At 73.4% G+C, this 17,033-nt stretch carries 16 protein-coding genes and 2 pseudogenes; 2 read left to right on the top strand and 16 right to left on the bottom strand.

Going from position 1 to position 17,033, the window contains the following annotated elements; all coding sequences use genetic code 11:
* Nucleotides 1–64 precede the first annotated feature (64 nt).
* Nucleotides 65–1,207: a glycerol dehydrogenase gene (locus MF406_RS00500; RefSeq protein WP_242896060.1), complete on the top strand. Its 1,143-nt coding sequence runs from the start codon at nt 65–67 to the stop codon at nt 1,205–1,207.
* Between the two features lie 11 nt (nt 1,208–1,218).
* On the opposite strand, the gene MF406_RS00505 is transcribed toward MF406_RS00500, so the two are convergent.
* Together MF406_RS00505 and MF406_RS18820 are read right to left on the bottom strand one after the other, a co-directional pair.
* Nucleotides 1,219–1,377 carry a hypothetical protein gene (locus MF406_RS00505; RefSeq protein ID WP_242896061.1) on the bottom strand — a complete coding sequence of 53 codons (159 nt, stop codon included), beginning with the start codon at nt 1,375–1,377 and terminating at the stop codon, nt 1,219–1,221.
* A gap of 27 nt (nt 1,378–1,404) precedes the next feature.
* On the bottom strand, nt 1,405–3,111 hold the full coding sequence (locus MF406_RS18820) for an HNH endonuclease signature motif containing protein (RefSeq protein ID WP_305852977.1): 1,707 nt from the start codon (nt 3,109–3,111) through the stop codon (nt 1,405–1,407).
* Between the two features lie 894 nt (nt 3,112–4,005).
* Between MF406_RS18820 and MF406_RS00515 the strand changes: the two are divergent.
* Nucleotides 4,006–4,212, top strand: a pseudogene (locus tag MF406_RS00515) (response regulator transcription factor); the annotation flags it as partial.
* Nucleotides 4,213–4,443: 231 nt separating this feature from the next.
* Here the strand turns inward: MF406_RS00515 and MF406_RS00520 are convergent.
* The 14 genes and pseudogenes from MF406_RS00520 to MF406_RS00580 all read right to left on the bottom strand — a co-directional run bounded on the left by MF406_RS00520 (nt 4,444) and on the right by MF406_RS00580 (nt 16,964).
* A complete protein-coding gene (locus tag MF406_RS00520) occupies nt 4,444–5,277 on the bottom strand; it encodes a CoA ester lyase (RefSeq protein WP_242896063.1) in 834 nt (277 codons plus the stop codon).
* The gene (locus tag MF406_RS00525) at nt 5,274–6,482 is read right to left on the bottom strand and encodes a CaiB/BaiF CoA-transferase family protein (protein ID WP_242896064.1); all 1,209 of its coding nucleotides are present in this window, start codon (nt 6,480–6,482) and stop codon (nt 5,274–5,276) included. The genes MF406_RS00520 and MF406_RS00525 overlap by 4 nt, the downstream gene beginning before the upstream one ends.
* Nucleotides 6,482–6,730, bottom strand: a complete 249-nt coding sequence (locus MF406_RS00530) for a hypothetical protein (protein WP_242896066.1) — start codon at nt 6,728–6,730, stop codon at nt 6,482–6,484. The genes MF406_RS00525 and MF406_RS00530 overlap by 1 nt, the downstream gene beginning before the upstream one ends.
* Complete coding sequence (locus tag MF406_RS00535) at nt 6,727–7,635, bottom strand: ribokinase (RefSeq protein ID WP_242896068.1); 909 nt, start codon at nt 7,633–7,635, stop codon at nt 6,727–6,729. The genes MF406_RS00530 and MF406_RS00535 overlap by 4 nt, the downstream gene beginning before the upstream one ends.
* Nucleotides 7,632–8,819 carry an ADP-ribosylglycohydrolase family protein gene (locus tag MF406_RS00540; protein ID WP_242896070.1) on the bottom strand — a complete coding sequence of 396 codons (1,188 nt, stop codon included), beginning with the start codon at nt 8,817–8,819 and terminating at the stop codon, nt 7,632–7,634. The genes MF406_RS00535 and MF406_RS00540 overlap by 4 nt, the downstream gene beginning before the upstream one ends.
* The gene (locus MF406_RS00545; protein WP_242896071.1) at nt 8,816–9,889 is read right to left on the bottom strand and encodes an ADP-ribosylglycohydrolase family protein; all 1,074 of its coding nucleotides are present in this window, start codon (nt 9,887–9,889) and stop codon (nt 8,816–8,818) included. The genes MF406_RS00540 and MF406_RS00545 overlap by 4 nt, the downstream gene beginning before the upstream one ends.
* Nucleotides 9,886–10,866: an ADP-ribosylglycohydrolase family protein gene (locus tag MF406_RS00550; RefSeq protein ID WP_242896078.1), complete on the bottom strand. Its 981-nt coding sequence runs from the start codon at nt 10,864–10,866 to the stop codon at nt 9,886–9,888. The genes MF406_RS00545 and MF406_RS00550 overlap by 4 nt, the downstream gene beginning before the upstream one ends.
* 77 nt (nt 10,867–10,943) lie before the next feature.
* Complete coding sequence (locus tag MF406_RS00555; protein WP_242896080.1) at nt 10,944–12,254, bottom strand: ABC transporter substrate-binding protein; 1,311 nt, start codon at nt 12,252–12,254, stop codon at nt 10,944–10,946.
* 83 nt (nt 12,255–12,337) lie between these two features.
* A complete protein-coding gene (locus MF406_RS00560; RefSeq protein ID WP_242896082.1) occupies nt 12,338–13,252 on the bottom strand; it encodes a carbohydrate ABC transporter permease in 915 nt (304 codons plus the stop codon).
* On the bottom strand, nt 13,252–14,148 hold the full coding sequence (locus MF406_RS00565; protein WP_242896089.1) for a carbohydrate ABC transporter permease: 897 nt from the start codon (nt 14,146–14,148) through the stop codon (nt 13,252–13,254). Before MF406_RS00565 ends, MF406_RS00560 begins: the two co-directional genes overlap by 1 nt.
* Complete coding sequence (locus MF406_RS00570) at nt 14,145–14,966, bottom strand: substrate-binding domain-containing protein (RefSeq protein WP_242896091.1); 822 nt, start codon at nt 14,964–14,966, stop codon at nt 14,145–14,147. The genes MF406_RS00565 and MF406_RS00570 overlap by 4 nt, the downstream gene beginning before the upstream one ends.
* A 51-nt stretch (nt 14,967–15,017) precedes the next feature.
* Nucleotides 15,018–15,176 (bottom strand): annotated as a pseudogene (locus MF406_RS18955) (LacI family DNA-binding transcriptional regulator); the annotation flags it as partial.
* Between the two features lie 408 nt (nt 15,177–15,584).
* Nucleotides 15,585–16,382, bottom strand: a complete 798-nt coding sequence (locus MF406_RS00575) for an isocitrate lyase/phosphoenolpyruvate mutase family protein (RefSeq protein WP_242896093.1) — start codon at nt 16,380–16,382, stop codon at nt 15,585–15,587.
* Between the two features lie 378 nt (nt 16,383–16,760).
* A complete protein-coding gene (locus tag MF406_RS00580; RefSeq protein WP_242896095.1) occupies nt 16,761–16,964 on the bottom strand; it encodes a hypothetical protein in 204 nt (67 codons plus the stop codon).
* Nucleotides 16,965–17,033 lie beyond the last annotated feature (69 nt).

Here is a 17,033-nt window from a genome sequence, read left to right on the forward strand (position 1 = left end):
GGCACCCGCGCGAGCGGTCCGTACCGTCGTCGGTGGAAGCACGCCAGACACAGGAGGAAGTTCCATGCCGAACGAGATCCGTTCCCTCATCGCCCCCGCCCGGTACGTCCAGGGCCGCGGCGCGATGGCCCGCCTCGGGGAGTTCCTCAAGCAGATCGGGTCCACCCCGCTCCTCGTCGCCGACGACGAGGTGTGGGGCTTCGCCGGGGAGGCGGTCACCGCCTCCCTCGAGGCGGCCGGCCTGCCGGTGAACCGCGAGCGGTTCGCCGGGTACGCCACCGCGGCGACGATCGACCGGCTCACCGAGGCGACCAGGTCGGCCGGGGCCGACGTCGTGGTCGGCGTTGGCGGCGGCAGCACGATCGACGCGGTCAAGGCCGCAGGGCACCTGGCCGGCGTCCGCTGGGCCTCGGTCCCCACGGTCGCCTCGACGGACGCGCCGTGCTCGGCCCTATCGGTGGTCTACCGCGAGGACGGCTCGATGGAGGAGTACCGCTTCTTCCCGCACAACCCCGACCTCGTGCTCGTCGACTCCCAGCTCGTCGCGAACGCGCCCGTGCGGTTCCTGATCGCCGGCGTCGGGGACGCGCTCGCCACCTGGCCCGAGGCCCGCGCGGTCGCGGCCGCGAGCTCGGCCACGATGGCCGGCGGCCTGCCGACCGTCTCCGGCACGGCGTTGGCGCGGCTGTCCTGGGACATCCTGCACGAGTACGCCCTGCCGGCGATCGCCGCCGTGCGCGACCACCTCGTCACCCCCGCGGTGGAGAAGGTCATCGAGGCGAACACCCTGCTCTCCGGCCTCGGCTTCGAGTCCGGCGGGCTGGCGGCCGCGCACGCCATCCACGACGGGCTGACCGCGGTGCCGAACACGCACGGCCTCACCCACGGCGAGAAGGTCAACGTCGGCACCCTCACCCAGCTCGTCCTCGAGGGCGCGCCGGCGCAGGAGGTCCACGACTTCATCACCTTCACCACCCGGGTGGGCCTGCCGAACACGCTCACCGAGGTCGGCCTCGCCGTCGACGCGAAGGACGCGCTGCGCACGGTGGCCACGGCGGCCACCGCCGAGGAGGAGACGATCCACGCGATGCCGTTCGAGGTCACGGTGACCGACCTCGTCGACGCGCTCGCCTCGATCGAGGGCCTGTCCCGGTCCGTGCGTCGTGAGGCCGGTCTCGCCGAGCCCCGGCCGTTCGTCCAGCACTGAGCGAGGGCACCTCAGGCGAGCACCGCCTCGATCACCGTCGGGGTCGGCGCGGCGGCTCGTCGGCGCCTCGCCGGGTCTACCCGGACCGACGGCAGCACCATCGCCGCTACGACCGCGGCCGCGCCGCCGCGCGCCCGGTTCGAGACGTCGGGACGGCGACTGATCAGCACGGCCAGCAAGCGATCACTGGCAACCGGTCAGGTGACGGTGGGGTCGTCCCAGAGCATGGGTGCGGCGCTGGTGCCGGCCTGGCGGGGCCGAGCGGGGTGCTGCCCGGCGGGGCCGGTGCCAGGGGGCGTGGCGGTGCCAGGATCTCGGGTGTCCGGGCCGGTCCGTCCGCCGGGTCCGGGGCTGGTGGTGGGCAGGGTTGTCCCCTGGACGCCGGGTTGACCTCTGGAGGCGTCCGGTAACCCGCCCGGTCCGCCGGGCGCGAGGCCCGGTCTGCCGTCAACGCGGGTAGGCGGGTCGGGCGCGCGGCCGCCGCGGTTCAGGGGGTCGGTGAGGTGCTGGCGGGTGCCGGTCAGGTCTGGGGTGTACCCGTCGGCGACCGGCGCCCGCCGGGTGGAGCGCGGCCCCCTTGGGGGGTGCGGGCTGGTCCCGATCAGGTGCCCGTCGCGGTGGTAGAACGCGAACCCCTCCCCGGCGGGGACCACGAGCACGTGCTGGGCGTGCAGCACGTGATGGTGGAAGGAGCACAGGGTCATCCCGTTGGCCACCGACGTCACCCCGCCGTGGGACCACCACCGGACGTGGTGGACCTCGCACCACGACGCCCTCATGGTGCACCCGGGCCACCGGCAGCGCCGGTCCCGGGTCGTCACCGCCCGCCGCAGCTCGGCGGTGTAGGTCCGCTGGGTCTGCCCCACGTCCAGCACCACCGAGGCGGCGTCCAGCACCACCCGGGTGGCCTCGCAGTCGCACAGCAGCCGGCCCAGCTCCCCCAGCGGGACCACCGTGCCGTCCTCCAGCTCGGCCGGGGCCACGTCCGGCAGCCCCACCACCGGGCGCAGCGCGGGCCGCACCCCCACACACCCGGTGTCGTCGTCTTCGTGGTTGTCGGGGTTGGTCAGGCCGAACGCGGCGCCCCGGTCGGCGGCCTCCTGCGCCCGCCGGTGGGCGGTGGTGGCGGCCCAGGTCTCCTCCTGGACCACCACCGCCAGGTGCGGGCGGACCTGGGCACCGTTGAGGTCCGCCCCGACCTGCAGCACCCGGGAGGCCATCGTCACCAACGCATCCGCCAGCCGCTGCTCCCGCGTGCGGGTGTCCTCCTTGCCCGGCACCCCGACGATGGCGTCCAGCGCGGTCGCCACCACCGTCCCGGACACCGGGTCCAGCACCCACTGCCCCGTCGCCGCCCCGCCGCTGCGCCGGGTCGTCACCGACCGGCGCTGCCACACCGCCTCGAAGTCCGCCTGCGCCGCCGCCGCATCGATCTGCGCCGCGACCTTCCGCGCCTCCTTCGCCAGGTCCGGCGCGGACAGGCCCTTGCCCTTCTCCACCAGCTCGGCCCCCACCTCCCCCGACAGCGCCTCCTTCACCGGCCCCGACGCACCCTGGCGGACCCGGGCCAGCGCCTTCGCGTGCTCCAGCCCCAGCTCCCCCCGAGCGACCGCCTCGCCCAGGGCCCGGATCTGCGCCATCCCCTCCGCGACCACGAGCTCCCCGGTCGCCGCGCCCCGCCCACCACCGGTGGTCCGCGAGCGCCAGTCCGCGAAGTCCCGGTCCTGCCCCGTCCCCCAACCCCCGTCCTCCCGGTGCGCCAGCAGCACCTGCCCCCGATACACCGTCAGGTCCCTGATCACCGCGTCCAGCCCGGCGATCACCCCCACCCGCACCGCCTGCCCCCACCCCCCGGCGCCCGACGCCGGCGCCCCCGAGCCCAGCGCGGCCACCGCCTCAGCCACCAACCCCAGTAACGCAGCCGGGGCGTCCGACGGCGACGCAGCAGGAGGCGGTCCAGCGGGCGCGACGGGCGCAGGCGAGGCGGGCGAGGCGGGCGCAGGCGAGGCGGGCGCCGTCGCACCGGGTGCAGGCCCGGCAGGCGACGGCGCAGCAGGAGACGCCACGACGGGCGCGACCCCCGAGACCGGCGAGGAGATCGCGACCGGCGAGGCGGCCGCACCCGACCGGGCCGGCGGCACCGACGTCGTCGTCGTCATCGTCACCACCCCTCCCCGGCACCCGTGCCGTCGAGCCCTTCATCGAACGCCTGTACCGAGGCTAGCGCGAGGCTCCGACACCGTCGCCCACCCTCCACAGCCCCACCCCGTCCGTCCGAGGAGCAGGACCGCTGTGCACGAGCAGGCAGGGCCCAACCATCGACCAGCCACCTCGCGGCCCCGTCCGCGAGGGCTGCCAACCCCTTGGCGGCCGACAACGCGGAAGCCGCACTCGACGGCGGCGCGGTCACCAGCGGCAACGGCGCGGACGTCGTCGTCGTCATCGCCACCACCCCTCCCCGGCTCCCGTGCCGTCGAGCTTGTCGTCGAACGCTTGTACCAAGGCTAGCGCGAGACACCGACACGGCGGGTCGTCCTCCACAGCCCCACCCAGCCCGCCCCTCAAGGAGAACCGCTGTGCACGAGCAGGCCACAGCGCACCACGCTGGACACCGCCCAACGAGCACCACCACCGGCGGGACGAGCGCGACCACCGCCAGGACGAGCCCCGAAACCGACCCCGCCCCCGACACGAACGAACGGGCACCCCATTCCCAGCGCGAACCCGGTCGGCAGCCGGCACGGAAGGTCAGTGATCGCGGCGGCGGGCGCGGTAGGTCGCCATCTTGGAGCGCCAGACCGCTGGACCGGCTCACGCCCCGCGAGCGGCAGGTGCTCGAGCAGATGGCGCAGGGCCGGAGTAACACCGCGGTCGGGCGCGAGCTCGTGGTGACGGAGAAGGCCGTGGAGAAGCACGTGCCCTCGATCTTCGACAAGCTCGACCTCCCGCCGTCGGCCGACGACCACCGCCGGGTGCTCGCCGTCCTGGCGAGGCTGCGGGGGTAGCGCGGCCGTCCAGGTGCCCCGTACTCCGTCAGCACCACCGGCCTGTCAGGAGGAGCACCTCTCGTCAAACCCCTTCAGGCTCTTACGAGGATGCGGCGGTCGAGCACGGAGTGCGGCCGCCACGCTGACGACGGCGGGCCGGACCTCCACGGCCAGGTAACCTCGGCGTCCGGCCCGTCGCCGGCGAGCGCCGGGGTGCCTTCGTCGAGCTTCCCCTCGTCGAGAGGCGGCCTAACTGATGGTCGGCTCGTCGGCGAGGGCGAGGACATCGCGGGCCTGCTCGACCATGGCGACATCCAGAAAGGTGCCGTCCTCCATGGCGACGGCGCCGATGCCCTCGGTGTGCGCCTGACCGACCGTGGCGACCACCGATCGTGCCCACTCGACCTCCGGGGCCGTGGGCCGGAACGCGTCCCGGATCGGCGCGAGCTGTATCGGATGGATGGCGGTGCGGCCGAGGAAACCGAGCGCCCTGCCCTCCCGGCAGGAGGCCATGAGACCACCGGTGTCCTTCACGTGCGGGTAGGCGGACATGTGCGGGGAGGGCAGCCCGGCGGCGCGGGCGGCGACAACGACGCGGCTCCGCGCCCATGTCAGCCCGGCGTCACCGGAGAGCCGCAGGTCTGAACGCAGGTCTGCCTCCCCCAGTCCGACCGATGCCACCTGCTTCGACGCCGTCGCGATCTCGAAGGCACGCTCGACGCCGAGGGCCGACTCGAGGAGGAGGTGCAGGGCCCGGCCGGGCAGCGCCGCCGCGAGCTCTCGCACCTGCGCGGGCGACTCGACCTTGGGCACCCGGGCAGAGATGCCGGCGGGCAGGGCGGCCAGCAGGGCGACGTCGTCACTGTGCCACGGCGTGCTCGGGTGATTGATGCGAACCTGGACCAGGCGGCCCGCACCCGTGAGCAGCTGCGCCGCTGCGGCTCGGGCCGCGTCCTTGGCAGCAGGGGCGACGGCATCCTCGAGGTCGACGATCACGACGTCGGCGTCAGAGGCGAGCGCCTTGCCCACCCTGTCCGGCCGGTCGCCCGGCACGTAGAGCAGCGTGAGCACGGGCCGGGTCAAACGGCCCCCTCCTCGCGCAGCCGGGCGATCTGCTCGGCGCCGTACCCAAGCTCGCCAAGGACGGCGTCGGTATCGGCGCCGTGCGCCCGGCCGGTGAAGGCGATCACGCCGTCGTGCCCGGAGAGCCGGAACAGCGGGCCCTGCATGAGCATGGGCCCGAGCTCGGCGTCGTCGATCGCGTGGACGGTCCCGAGAGCCTGGAACTGCGGGTCCTCCACGATGTCCTTGGCGTCGTAGACGGGAGCGACGGCGGCCTGGGCCTCCTCGAAGGCCGCGATGACCTCGTCACGTGTGCGTCGGCCGATCCATCCCCCAACAGCCTCGTCGATGACGTCAGCATGCCGGGCCCGCTGGTGGCCGCTGGCGAACCAGGGTTCCTCGGCCAGGTCGGGCCGACCGACGAGCCGCACGATCCGCTCGGCGACCGACTGGGCCGAGCTGGACACGGCGACCCACTGCCCGTCCCCCGTTCGGTACGTGTTGCGCGGGCTGTTGTTGCTCGAGCGGTTGCCCATGCGTGGCTGGACGGTGCGGGTCTGGTCCCACCGGGTGATCTGGGGGCCGAGCATGCCCAGGATCGGTTCGATGATCGCGACGTCGACGACCTGCCCGCGCCCGCTCGCCTGCCGGGAGTGCAAGGCGGTCAGGATCGCGTACGCGGTGGCCAGGGACGCAATGCCGTCGGCGAGGCCGAACGGCGGCAGCGTGGGTGGGCCCTCGGGCTCGCCCGTCATGGCCGCGAACCCGCTCATCGCTTCGGCGAGGGTGCCGAACCCAGGGCGGGTTCGGTACGGGCCGATCTGGCCGAAGCCAGAGACCCGGGCGAGGATGAGGCCAGGGTTGGTGGCGGAGAGGGCGTCGTAGCCCAGCCCCCACCGTTCGAGGGTGCCGGGCCGGAAGTTCTCGATCACCACGTCGGCGGCCCCGGCTAGCTTGAGGAAGACGTCCCGGCCGTCATCGGAAGCCAGGTCGATGGTGACGGCGCGCTTGTTGCGGCCCAGGGTCTTCCACCACAGGTTGACCCCGTTCTTGGTGGCGCCGTGGCCCCGGGAGGGGTCTGGCCGGCGGGGATGCTCGACCTTGATGACGTCGGCGCCCATGTCCCCCAGGTGCATGGCGGCCAGCGGTCCGGCGAAGAGCGTCGAGGCGTCGACGACGGTGAGGCCGGCCAGCGCACCGCCGGTCTTGTCGCGAGAGACGGCCACTACTCCTCCAGGTCCAGGACCCACTGGAGCCCGGTGCTCGCGGTCGGGGCCAGGCTCAGCTCCAGGAGGAACGGCTCGGCGGTGCGCCACGATGTGAGGGCGGCGCGCGAGGCGGGCCACGGGGTCGGACCGTCGGGTGCGGCGAAGGTGTACGCCTCGTCGAGCGCGGTGAGGTCCACGCCCGGGGTGATGGGCACGACCGTCGGCATATCCGTAGGCCGGACGAGCGGGTCGAAGTTGTAGCTCACGGGAGCCTTCCTGCCATCTCGGCCACCTCGTCGGCACTCGGGACGGCCCCCTGGGCGCCCGGCCGGGTGACCGCCAGCGCAGCGGCAGCCGAGGCGACCCGGGCAGCAGCGGGGAGGTCCTCCCCGCGGGCCAGCGCCGCGGCGAGCGCCCCGCAGAACGTGTCCCCGGCCCCGGTGGTGTCCACCGGTGCCACCTTCGGTGCTGGCACGGTGACCGGCTGGTGCCCGCGGCGGGCGACGAGCGCACCTGCGGGGCCCAGCGTGACGACGACGGCAGCCACCTTCTCCAGCAGGATGGCGGCGAGCCGGACTGGGTCGGTGCCGGGGCCAGCGGCGGCCATGTCGACGGCCTCGGGCTCGTTGGCGACGAGCACGTCGACCTGCTCCCACAGCACGTCCGGCAGGCTGCGTGACGGTGCGGCGTTGAGGACGAAGACTGCACCAGCCGTGCGGGCCCGCGCCGCGGCCAGCACGGTCTCGAGCGGAATCTCGAGCTGGGCGAGGACGACGTCGGCGCCGGCGAGCTGATCCTTGGCGGCGTCGTCGAGCGTGACCTGGGAGTTGGCTCCGGGGGCGACGATGATCGAGTTCCCCCCGTCGGGCGTGACCCAGATGAGTGCGGTGCCGGTGGGCTCCTCGGACCGGCCGAGCAGGTCCGTGCGCACCCCGGCGTCGATGAGCGAGCACAGCAGCAGGTCGGCGGCGCCGTCCCGGCCGAGCGCGCCGAGGAACCAGGTGTCCGCACCGCCGGCCCGGGCGGCGGCCACGGCCTGGTTCGCGCCTTTGCCCCCGGCGGTGCGGCGCAGGGTCCCGCCGAGGACGGTCTCCCCCGGCCCCGGGCTCCGTGGGACGTCGACGACGAGGTCGATGTTCGCGCTCCCGACGACGACGACCCTGCCCGTCATGCCGCCCCTCCCCCGGCGGTACCGGTCGCGCCAGCCACGGCGCCTCCGGCGAGCGCGGCGAACGCCCGCTCGACGTCGGCGCGCCGCTCGGCATCCCGGCGCCGGATCTCGACGGTGACGGCGGCGAGCTCGCGGGCGGGGGCCGCTAGGTCCATCCGGCTCGCCGCTGCGACGGCGTCGACGAGGTCGCCGCGCACCGCTGCCGCGCCGCCGAGCGCACCGGCGAGGGCGCCGCCCATCGTGGCGATGGAGTCGGCGTCCCGGCCGTAGTTCACCGCCCCGAGGACCGTGCCCTCCCAGTCCCCGTCTGCGATCAGGAGGAAGCCGAGGGCGATCGGCAGCTCCTCGATACTGTGCAGGCGGCTGGGTCGGTGCGCGGCGAGGCCCCGGTCCCGGTACCCCTCGGCGACCAGGTCGAAGGGCCGGACGGCGTCCCGCAGCGCCCCGGTAGAGATCGCATCGGTCCAGTGGTCCTGACCGGCGGCAGCCTCGGCGACCGCCTCGATCGCCGCCCGGGTGCCGTCCCGGGCAAGGCGAAGCGCCACCGTCACCACGTCCTCCGCCACCGTCCCGGGGATCATCGCCGCTGCCGTGGCGGCCGCCATGACCCCGGCCGCCTCCCGGCCGAAGGACGACTGATGTGCGCCGGTGACCTCGATGGCCTCCGCATACGCCGCCTCCGGGTCGGCGGCGTTGACCAGGCCGACCGGCGCGGCATACATGGCGGCGCCGCAGTTGACCGCGTTGCCGACCCCGGCCTCTCGCGGGTCGGCGTGGGCCCAGCGCAGCCGCAGGGACAGGTACTTCTCCGCAAGGGCGAGACGCTGGAGGAGGACCGTCTCCGTCTCGAGCTCGGGCACCCACACCCGCTCGGTGAGCAACCGCGGCACGAGCCGCTCGGCTACGTCGTACGCGTCGAGGTGGTCACGCTTGTCGCAGTACACCTCGATCAGCATCCGGGTCATGAGGGTGTCGTCGGTGACGTGCCCATCGCCCTTGTGGAACGGCGCCGTGGGTCTGCGGGTGCGCCAGTCCGGGTGGTACGGCTCGACGATCCCCTCGACCCAGCCGCCCCACCGCTCGCGGATCTCCTCGGGGAGGTAGGTCTCGGTCGCCCCGCCGAGCGCGTCCCCGACGGCGGCACCGACAACCGCCCCGATCGTCCGGTCGAAGAGCTCGCTCACCGTCCCTCCCCCACGACGGCAGAGCGGTCCGCTGACCGGCCCGCCTGCGCGGCGTCGATCTCGCCGAGGACGTCCTCGACCGCAAGGCCGGCGAGCGCGCGCACGCTCGTGCCCGTGAGGACCGGCAGGTCGGCGCCCGCCGAGGGGTCCCCGAACGCCGCACCGGCGACGGTCCCCGCCAGGGGGACCAGGGCGTCGGCGTGACGCGGGTGGGCGAACGCGCCGAGGAGGAGCTCCTCTCCGGTGCGTGCGGCGGCGAGGTGCGCCAGGAGCAGGCCGAGAGTCTCGGGGGCCTGGTTGGCGAAGGCGTAGACGTGGTCGACGACATCTCGCTCCAGCCGCGCGGCGAGCGGCAACGGTGCGGCCGGCCCGACGGCCAGGCACTCGGCGACGACGTTGGCGCACCAGCCCCCCGGTGGGAGCTCTCTCACGGCGACGTCGACGGCGTCCGCCCGGTCGCCGCCGCCCAGGAGGACGGCGAGGAGGGCGGCCGTGGCCCGGGCGCCATCCACCCCGTCGAGGGCGTGGGTGATCCGGGCGTCAGCGTCGGCGAGGTCCGCGGCGCCGCGAGGGTCACCCGGCCGCAGGACCGCGGCGGCGACGGCCCGTACGCAGGCTATGTCGTCGAAGTAGTGCGCGTTGTCGTTCCCGCTCTGCGGCGGCGTCATGCCCGCCGCCAGGTTCTCCAGCGCCATGAGCGTGCCGAGCCGGGCCCGGACGGTGCCCGGCTCGCGGGCGTGCTGCCCGGACAGCTCGGTCCACACGCTGTGCTCCTCGCCGGCCGGCGCGCCGTCGAGGCGCTGGCCGAGGTGATGGCGCAGGGACACGACGAACCACTCGACGTCGTCGGCGGGGCCGGCCGGGTCGATGACGTCCGGAGGGGTGGACTGCAGGTACGGGGTTGGCAGGGACGTCGACCCGAGCGCATGACTGTGCCGGACTGCCTCGCCGAGCCGGACACTGCGCCGAGGCGGCAGGACGCCGAGCCTGTGCCACCACGAGGACCATGCCGCCGCATCCCCCGCGCACATGCCGGCGAGCGCCGAGCGCGTCCGCTCCGACGTCGTCATGACACTCCCTGCAGCTCGGCCGCCAGGTCGCACAGCTCGTCGGCGATCGCCATCGGGTCCATGCCGCGCGTGGCCCTCAGGCACACCCCGGGGGCGACGGCGACCGCGGGCAGCCACTCCCCAGGCACCGCGCCGATCCCAGCCATCGCACCGGCCACGGCACCCGCCATTGCCGCAATCGTGTCGGCGTCCCGGCCGAGGTTGACGGCGTTGAGGATCGTCTCGCGCACGTCGCCGTCGCCGGCGAGGACGGCGGTGAACGCTAGGCCTACCGCCTCGGGGGCGAGGTCGGCCCAGTAGTAGTCGCGCACCGCGAGCCGGTCCACGGCGGCGCGGGCGACCACGGACCAGTCCGGGGACGACACTGCCGTCTCGGCGGCGACATGTAGGCACCGGGCGGTCCAGGAATCCGCGGGAACCGCCTCGATGGCGGCCGCCACGACGTCCACGACCGCGGCGCCGGTCATGGCGATGGCAACCGCGGCGGCGAGCGCCTGTCCGGCGTAGATGCCCTCCCCCGCATGTGAGACGGCACCGTCCTCGGCAGCAAGCCGCACGGCCAGCGGGACGTTGCCGGCAGCCGCGATCCCGATGGGTGCGACCCGCATGGCAAGTCCGTCGCTCCAGGAGTGGGCGTGCTGACCCGACCGGGGCGGACGGTGCCCCCGCTCGAGGTTGCGGATGGCGGCCATCTCGCTGAACCCGCCCCCGACGAACCCGCCCTCCTGCCCGCAGACCTCCTCGCGCCACAGGTCGGCGACCGTCTCGGCGCTGAAGCTTGCCCGGTGGCGCAGCAGAGCCTTGGCCGTGAGCAGGGCGTACTCGGTGTCGTCGCTGCCCAACGGGGTGTCCGCGACGTAGCCCTCGATCCGGCCCCACCGCGCGGCGATCTCAGCCGGCTCCATCCCCTCGGCGGGCCGGCCGAGGGCGTCGCCCACGGCCAGCCCCGCAAGGCACCCGCGGGCGCGGCTCCTCATGTCCTGCACGTTGCTCCTCTCTTCTCGTCCCGCTCCGAGGCCGAACGAGTCCTACGGCTCGACCCGCGGCACCCAGGTCACCGACCGATGTCGGCGCCCCCCGCCTCGAGCTGCTGGGCCAGCTCTTCGGCGCTAATCTCATCGGCGAAGTAGCGCTGGAAGGCCGGGGTGGCCGTGCGGTCGCGCCACTCCTCGAAGCCAGCCAGCTGCTGCCACGGGGCGGCCCTGAGCGAGTCGACAGACGCGATGGCGACGTCCCAGCCCTGCTCGCCGCCGGTCTGCTCGGAGAGCACCTCGAGCGCACCCTCGCTGGTCGGCACGAGCCAGTCCCCCAGGGCGAGCTGCGCCATGTTCTCGTCGTTCAGGAAGAACTCGATGAACTGGGCCGCTGCCTCCTGGTTCTCCGACTGCGCAGCGATCGACAGCGTCTGGGGGTTACCGGACTGGGCGCTGCCGTCGGAGCCCTCGAGCGGCGGGAGGGTCACCCACTGGAAGTCCTCAGGGGCCTGCTGGACCATCTGCTGGCGCAGCCAGATTGCCCCGAACAGCATGGCGGTCTCCCCGGCGAAGAAGGCCGGGAGGGCGTCCGTAGCGCTGACGCCCATGGAGTCGGGGTCGATGGTCTGCTCCGCGTAGAGCATCGAGTGGATGCGGGTCGGCACCTCGAGCTCAGCCTCCCCGACGCTGACGCGGGCGTCCTGTCCCTCGCCATCGACGTAGTCGCCGCCGAAGCTCATCGACAAGCTCAGCATGGCCATCGCGGGGCTGGCCAATGGCCAGGAGAGACCGTAGCGCCCGTCGGTGGTCAGCTGCTGGGCCGCGTCCTGGAAGTCGTCCCAGGTCCACGGGTCCTCCGGGGTCGGCACCTCGATCCCGGCCTCCTCGAGCATCGCGGCATTGGCGAACGGGACCCTGGACTCGAGGAGGAACGGGGCGCCGACGGTGCCGGCACCCTCGACCTGGACGGCTTCCCAGATGTCGTCGGGAATGCCGGCCTTGAACTCGTCGGAGAGCAGACCCTCGAGGTCCGCGTAGTAGCCGCCCTCGGCGAACACCTGCCCGGCCGCCGCCTCGTAATGGATGATGTCGGGCGGGTCACCGCCCTCGAACGAGGTGAGCAGCTGGTCGTGGACCGATCCCCAGTCGCCCTGGACGTACTCGACCTGGATGCCGGGGTTCTGGGCGTTCCACTCCTCGACGATGGCCCGGTTGGCTTCGATGGAGGCTTCCTGCCACGCGAGGGACTGGAACTCGAGGTTGATCGGGTTCTCCGCGTCACCGGTCAGCTGTTCGGTGCCCCCCTGGCCGCCCCCGCCCCCGCCGCAGGCGGCGAGGACGAGGGACGCATTCACCGCGGCCGCGGCGACACCTGTGCGCCTGTTCATCATGTTGCCCCTCTCGGTTGTGCTGCCGCTGTGGGTTCCTTCTGCGTTGTTCGGGTCGTCATCAGACTCCTCTCGATGGCCTGCGGTCAGCCCTTTGTGGCCCCGGCCGTCATTCCGCCGATGAGGCCCTTCTGGATGAAGCCGAAGAAGACCAGGCCGGGGATCGTGGCGACGAGCGCGCCGGCGGCCAGGGGACCGAGCCGGGCGACCCCTTCGAGGCCGACGAACCGGGCGAGGGTCAGCGGCAGGGTTTCCAGCTCCGGGCTCTTGATGAGCACGAGGGCGAAGAAGAACTCGTTCCACGCCGTGATGAACGCGAAGAGCGTGGTCGCGACGACGCCGGGCAGGAGGAGCGGAAAGATGATCGAGCGCAGGATCCGGAGCCGCGAGGCGCCGTCGACCATCGCGGCCTCCTCGATGTCCTCGGGCAGCTCGCGGACGTAGCCCTGCAGCATCCACAGCGCGAACGGCAGGATCCACACGACGTAGATGAGGACCAACCCAGGACGGGTGTCGACCAGCTGGGCGCTGCGCAGGAGGAGGAAGATCGGGATGACGAGCAGGATGAACGGGAAGAGCTGGCTCACGAGCACCCACGCGAGGATCGGCTTGCCGAGCCGAGAGCGCAGGCGGACGACGGCGTAGGACGCGGGCAGGGCCAGCGCCACGGTAAGCAGGGCACTGGCGAGCGCGACGACAAGGCTGTTGACGATCGAGCGCACGAGCGCCTGCTCGCTGAACGCGGTGACGAAATTGTCGAGGGTCGGCTGCTCGGGGAAGAGCCCGGGGTGCAGCCGGACGAGGTCCTGCGGAGAGGCGAACGACGTCGAGAGGAGCCACAGGAGCGGGAAGGCGAGGAAGAGCAGGTACAGCGCGAGCGCGAGGTACTGCAGCGGCCGCACCCCGCGCGGGAGGCGCTCCATCGGAGAGGTGCCCACGCGCCCTCCGGCGCTCGGGGGCGGGGCGGCAGCGGTCTCGGCGGTGACGACTGTGGTGGCCATCAGGTTTCCTCCCTCAGGCGCCGGCGCAGGTAGAACAGGACGACCGCAAGCACGATGAGGACCATGACGTTCCCCAGTGCGGCGGCGTACCCGTAATTGCCGTACCGGAACGCCTCCTCGTACGCGAAGAGCATCGGCAGCAACGTCCGGCCGCCCGGGCCGCCCCGGGTGAGGACGTAGACGAGGTCGAAGGAGTTGAAGTTCCAGATGAAGTTCAGGGTCGTGATGGCGGCAATCACCCCGCGCATGTTCGGCAGGGTGATCGAGAGGAACCGCCGCCACCGGCCCGCCCCGTCCATCGCGGCGGCCTCGTGAAGCTCGTGCGGGACGCCTTGCAGGCCCGCCAGGAGCACGACGGTCGTAACCGGCAGACCCGCCCACACGCCGACGACGATGACGGCGGGCAGGGCCGTGCTGAAGTCGGCGAGCCAGTTCCGGCCCAGCTCGGCCAGGCCTAGGCGGTAGAGGATCTCGTTGACCAGGCCGGCGTCCGGCCGGTAGACGAGGGACCACATGATCCCGACGACGACCGGGGGCATCGCCCACGGCACGACCGCGAGAATCCGGGCGAGCCAGCGCCCGCGGAGCTTTTCGTTGAGCAGGAGGGCCAGGCCGAGGGCGAGGGCGAACTGGATGAAGGTGACGGCGAACGCCCAGATGAAGCCGATGCGGAAGGACGACCAGAACTTCGAGTCGTCGAGCATCTGGCGGTAGTTCTCCAGCCCGGTGAAGGTGTACACCGCGTTCAGCCCCGCCTGGGCGTCGGTGAAGCCGAGGTAGACACCCCGCAGCAGCGGGTAGACGCTCAGGGCGAGGATCGGCACGACAGCGGGCAGCAAGAGCCACAGCGCACCGCCGCCGCGCCGCTTCTCCTTGACGGCGGGTGCCGGGGTCACTGTCGCCTCCCTCGTCGGCTCGAGCCGCGAACCACGAGCTCGGTGTAGACCTGCTGGCGTCGCGGCGCCCCGGTGTAGCGGCCCTGGATGCGGTCGAGCAGCATCTGGCCGGCGAGCCGCCCGCGGTCGGCGAACCGCAGGTCGAGGCTGGTCAGCTGGGGGCGGCACACCGTGGTGTCTCGGGAGTTGTCCATTCCGACCAGCGCGATGTCCTCCGGGACCCGCCGCCCCGCCTCCTCGCAGGCGTGGAGCGCTCCGATCGCCAACTGGTCGTTGGCGCACACGATGCCGTCCAGGTCGTGCTCGGCGAGCAGGCGGACGGTCGTCTCGTACCCGGCCTCGCGGGTGAACTCGGCGGCATGGCGGATGACCGGCGCGTCCAGGCCCCGGGCAGCGAGACCGGCCCGGAAACCTCCGGCCCGGCTCCGCGCGGGCAACGTGCCCTCCGGGCCGTTGACCATCGCCAGGCGCTCGCACCCCTCCTCGATCAGGTGCTCGGTCGCGGTGCGTGCGCCACCAACGGCGTCGGCACCGACAGAGTCGCCGGCGAACCTGTCGGGGACGGAGCCGATGACGACGACAGGGACGGCCGGTGCCCGCAGCGCCTCGACGAGCCTCGGCGGGAACCGCGTCGAGGTCATGACGAGGCCGTCGACGTACCGCTGGCGCAAGCTCTCCACGACGCGGAGCTCCTCGTCGATGCGCCCGTTCGTCGACTCCACCAGGAGCCGGAAGCCATGCTCGCGGGCGAGCGCCTGCAGGGCTCGCATGACCTCGATGTATGCCGGGTTCCCGATGTCGTCGACGACGAGGCTCATCTGCCTGGTCGAGCGGCCTCGGAGTGAGCGGGCTGCCGCGCTCGGTGTGTAACCGATTTCGCGCGCGGCCTCCTGGACCCGGGCCCGGGTAGCCGGGCGTACGCGCGGATCATCGTTGAGGACTCGGGACACAGATGCCACCGAGACGCCCGCACGCGCGGCAACAGTCGAGATCGTCGACCGTGCCGACTGCTGTCCCTTGGCCACCACACAACCCCACTGTCGTGTAACTGATTACACACACCGTAGGTGCAGCCGTTGCCACCGTCAAGACCGGCCGTGGGGCGGTGGCCCGTGCGGCCGACTGACCGGGGTGGGCACCGCGGACCCGGCCACGCCGGCGGGACTCGAGCGTGCGTTGCTGAGGTGACTGGCGCCCGCACCGGTGCAGGACGCACGTGAGGAGCCGGGACCGGAACCTGGACCTCGGTTGCTGACCCTGACACGAGGCTCGCTGCGAGCGCGTGGGCTGGAGGAAGAAGCGCCGGTCCTAGCGCGTCCTAGCGCCGCTTCACCGCCGCCTGACTCCATCCGACGCCGACGCCTCCGGGTGCCGCAGCGCGGTCCGCCTACCACCGTCCCCAGCCGGCGCCGGTGCACCGCCGTGCGACCGCCCGGTCAGCCGAGCGCCGCGTCGATGACCGTCCGGGTCGGCGCGGCCCGGTCGAGGAACCCGGTACCGCCGGTCAGCAGCTCGCGGGCCGCCTCGACGAGCCCGGTGAGCGCGCTCCACGCGAAGGCCCCGCCGACGGAGATCCGGGCGACGCCGGCGTCGGCCAGCTCCGCGGGCGTCGGCCCGCCCCGCACGAGCAGCACGTTGACCGGCCGGTCAACCTCGGCGCACACCGTGCGGATCTCGCCGAGGTCGCGCAGGCCCGGCGCGTAGAGGACGTCGGCGCCCGCCTCCTGGTAGGCCTGGAGCCGGGCGAGGGTGTCGCGGAGCTCGGGCCGGCCGTGCAGGTAGTTCTCGCACCGCGCCGTGAGGACGAGCGGCCCGGACGCGCTGGCCGCCGCCTCGACCCGGTCGCGCGCGAGCCCGGCGTCGTAGATCGGGTCCTCGCCGCGACCGGTGTGGTCCTCGATCGAGCAGCCGGCCAGGCCGAGTTCACGGGCGGCGCTCACGGTGGCGGCGACGGCGGCCGGCTCGTCGGCGTAGCCGTTCTCCAGGTCGGCCGAGACCGGGACGTCGACCGCGCGGACGAGGTCGGCGGCGTTGCCCAGTGCCTCCTCGCGCGTGACGTCGCCGTCGTGGCGGCCCAGGGTCGCCGCGAAGCCGCTGCTCGTCGTCGCCACCGCCGCGAACCCGAGCGCGGCGAGGACCTTGGCGGACCCGGCGTCCCAGGCGTTCGGCATGAGCAGGGGGGTTCCGGGGCGGTGCAGGGCGAGGAACCGCGCGGCCAGGTCAACTGCGGGCATGGAGCGACGGTATCGGGCCGCGCCGCGGGGCTGTACTGCGACCGTCGCCCAGAGCTACGACCAGGACGTTGGCATCAGCGACGTGCGCGCTCGTTCCGGAGCACGGAGACGGCATCCGCGAGCGGCACTGACCCGCCGGCCCGACCGCCGGCTCGCATGAGCACCTCGTTCACCGTCGGGCGAGATGCCTCCTCGATCAGTCGGCTGCGCACGTACGCCTGCAGCGGCACATGCGCTGCCGCCGCCCGCCGCCGGAGGACGGCAAGGTCACCGCCGGCACGTTCGTGATCCGGATCGTCGGCATGGCGTCATTCTGCCGCTGTTCGCGCCGGCCGGGCAGGGCCCGGTGCCGTCGGTTCTCGCGCCCCGACGACCTCGTCACCGCCGGAACCGCCGGAACCGCCGGAACCACTGGGCACCCCGGCCGCGCACGGAGGAAGCCTCGGCGCCGTCGGTGGCGCGCTCGTCCTCCGGCTGGTCGGCCTCGACCTCCATGGCGGCGAGCCTGCGCAGCGCCGTGGCGCGAACCTGCCTGGCCAGCGCGAGGATCTCGTCCGTCCGGTCCCCGTAGGGCCTGCTCATCATCCCGCGGCACCTCCTCGGGCTTCCGTCCCGATCGTACGCACCCCGCCGGGCCCGGCGACGGCGGGC

It is taken from the genome of Georgenia sp. TF02-10, assembly GCF_022759505.1.
Classification (GTDB): Bacteria; Actinomycetota; Actinomycetes; order Actinomycetales; family Actinomycetaceae; genus TF02-10.

What these genes read in the sequence shown, in the direction of transcription:
- MF406_RS00500 (WP_242896060.1), top strand. Translation starts at nt 65, where the DNA reads ATGCCGAACGAGATCCGTTCCCTCATCGCCCCCGCCCGGTACGTCCAG.
- MF406_RS00545 (WP_242896071.1), bottom strand. Translation starts at nt 9,889, where the DNA reads ATGACGACGTCGGAGCGGACGCGCTCGGCGCTCGCCGGCATGTGCGCG.
- MF406_RS00560 (WP_242896082.1), bottom strand. Translation starts at nt 13,252, where the DNA reads ATGGCCACCACAGTCGTCACCGCCGAGACCGCTGCCGCCCCGCCCCCG.
- MF406_RS00555 (WP_242896080.1), bottom strand. Translation starts at nt 12,254, where the DNA reads ATGATGAACAGGCGCACAGGTGTCGCCGCGGCCGCGGTGAATGCGTCC.
- MF406_RS00580 (WP_242896095.1), bottom strand. Translation starts at nt 16,964, where the DNA reads ATGAGCAGGCCCTACGGGGACCGGACGGACGAGATCCTCGCGCTGGCC.
- MF406_RS00535 (WP_242896068.1), bottom strand. Translation starts at nt 7,635, where the DNA reads ATGACGGGCAGGGTCGTCGTCGTCGGGAGCGCGAACATCGACCTCGTC.
- MF406_RS00570 (WP_242896091.1), bottom strand. Translation starts at nt 14,966, where the DNA reads ATGAGCCTCGTCGTCGACGACATCGGGAACCCGGCATACATCGAGGTC.
- MF406_RS00575 (WP_242896093.1), bottom strand. Translation starts at nt 16,382, where the DNA reads ATGCCCGCAGTTGACCTGGCCGCGCGGTTCCTCGCCCTGCACCGCCCC.
- MF406_RS00550 (WP_242896078.1), bottom strand. Translation starts at nt 10,866, where the DNA reads ATGAGGAGCCGCGCCCGCGGGTGCCTTGCGGGGCTGGCCGTGGGCGAC.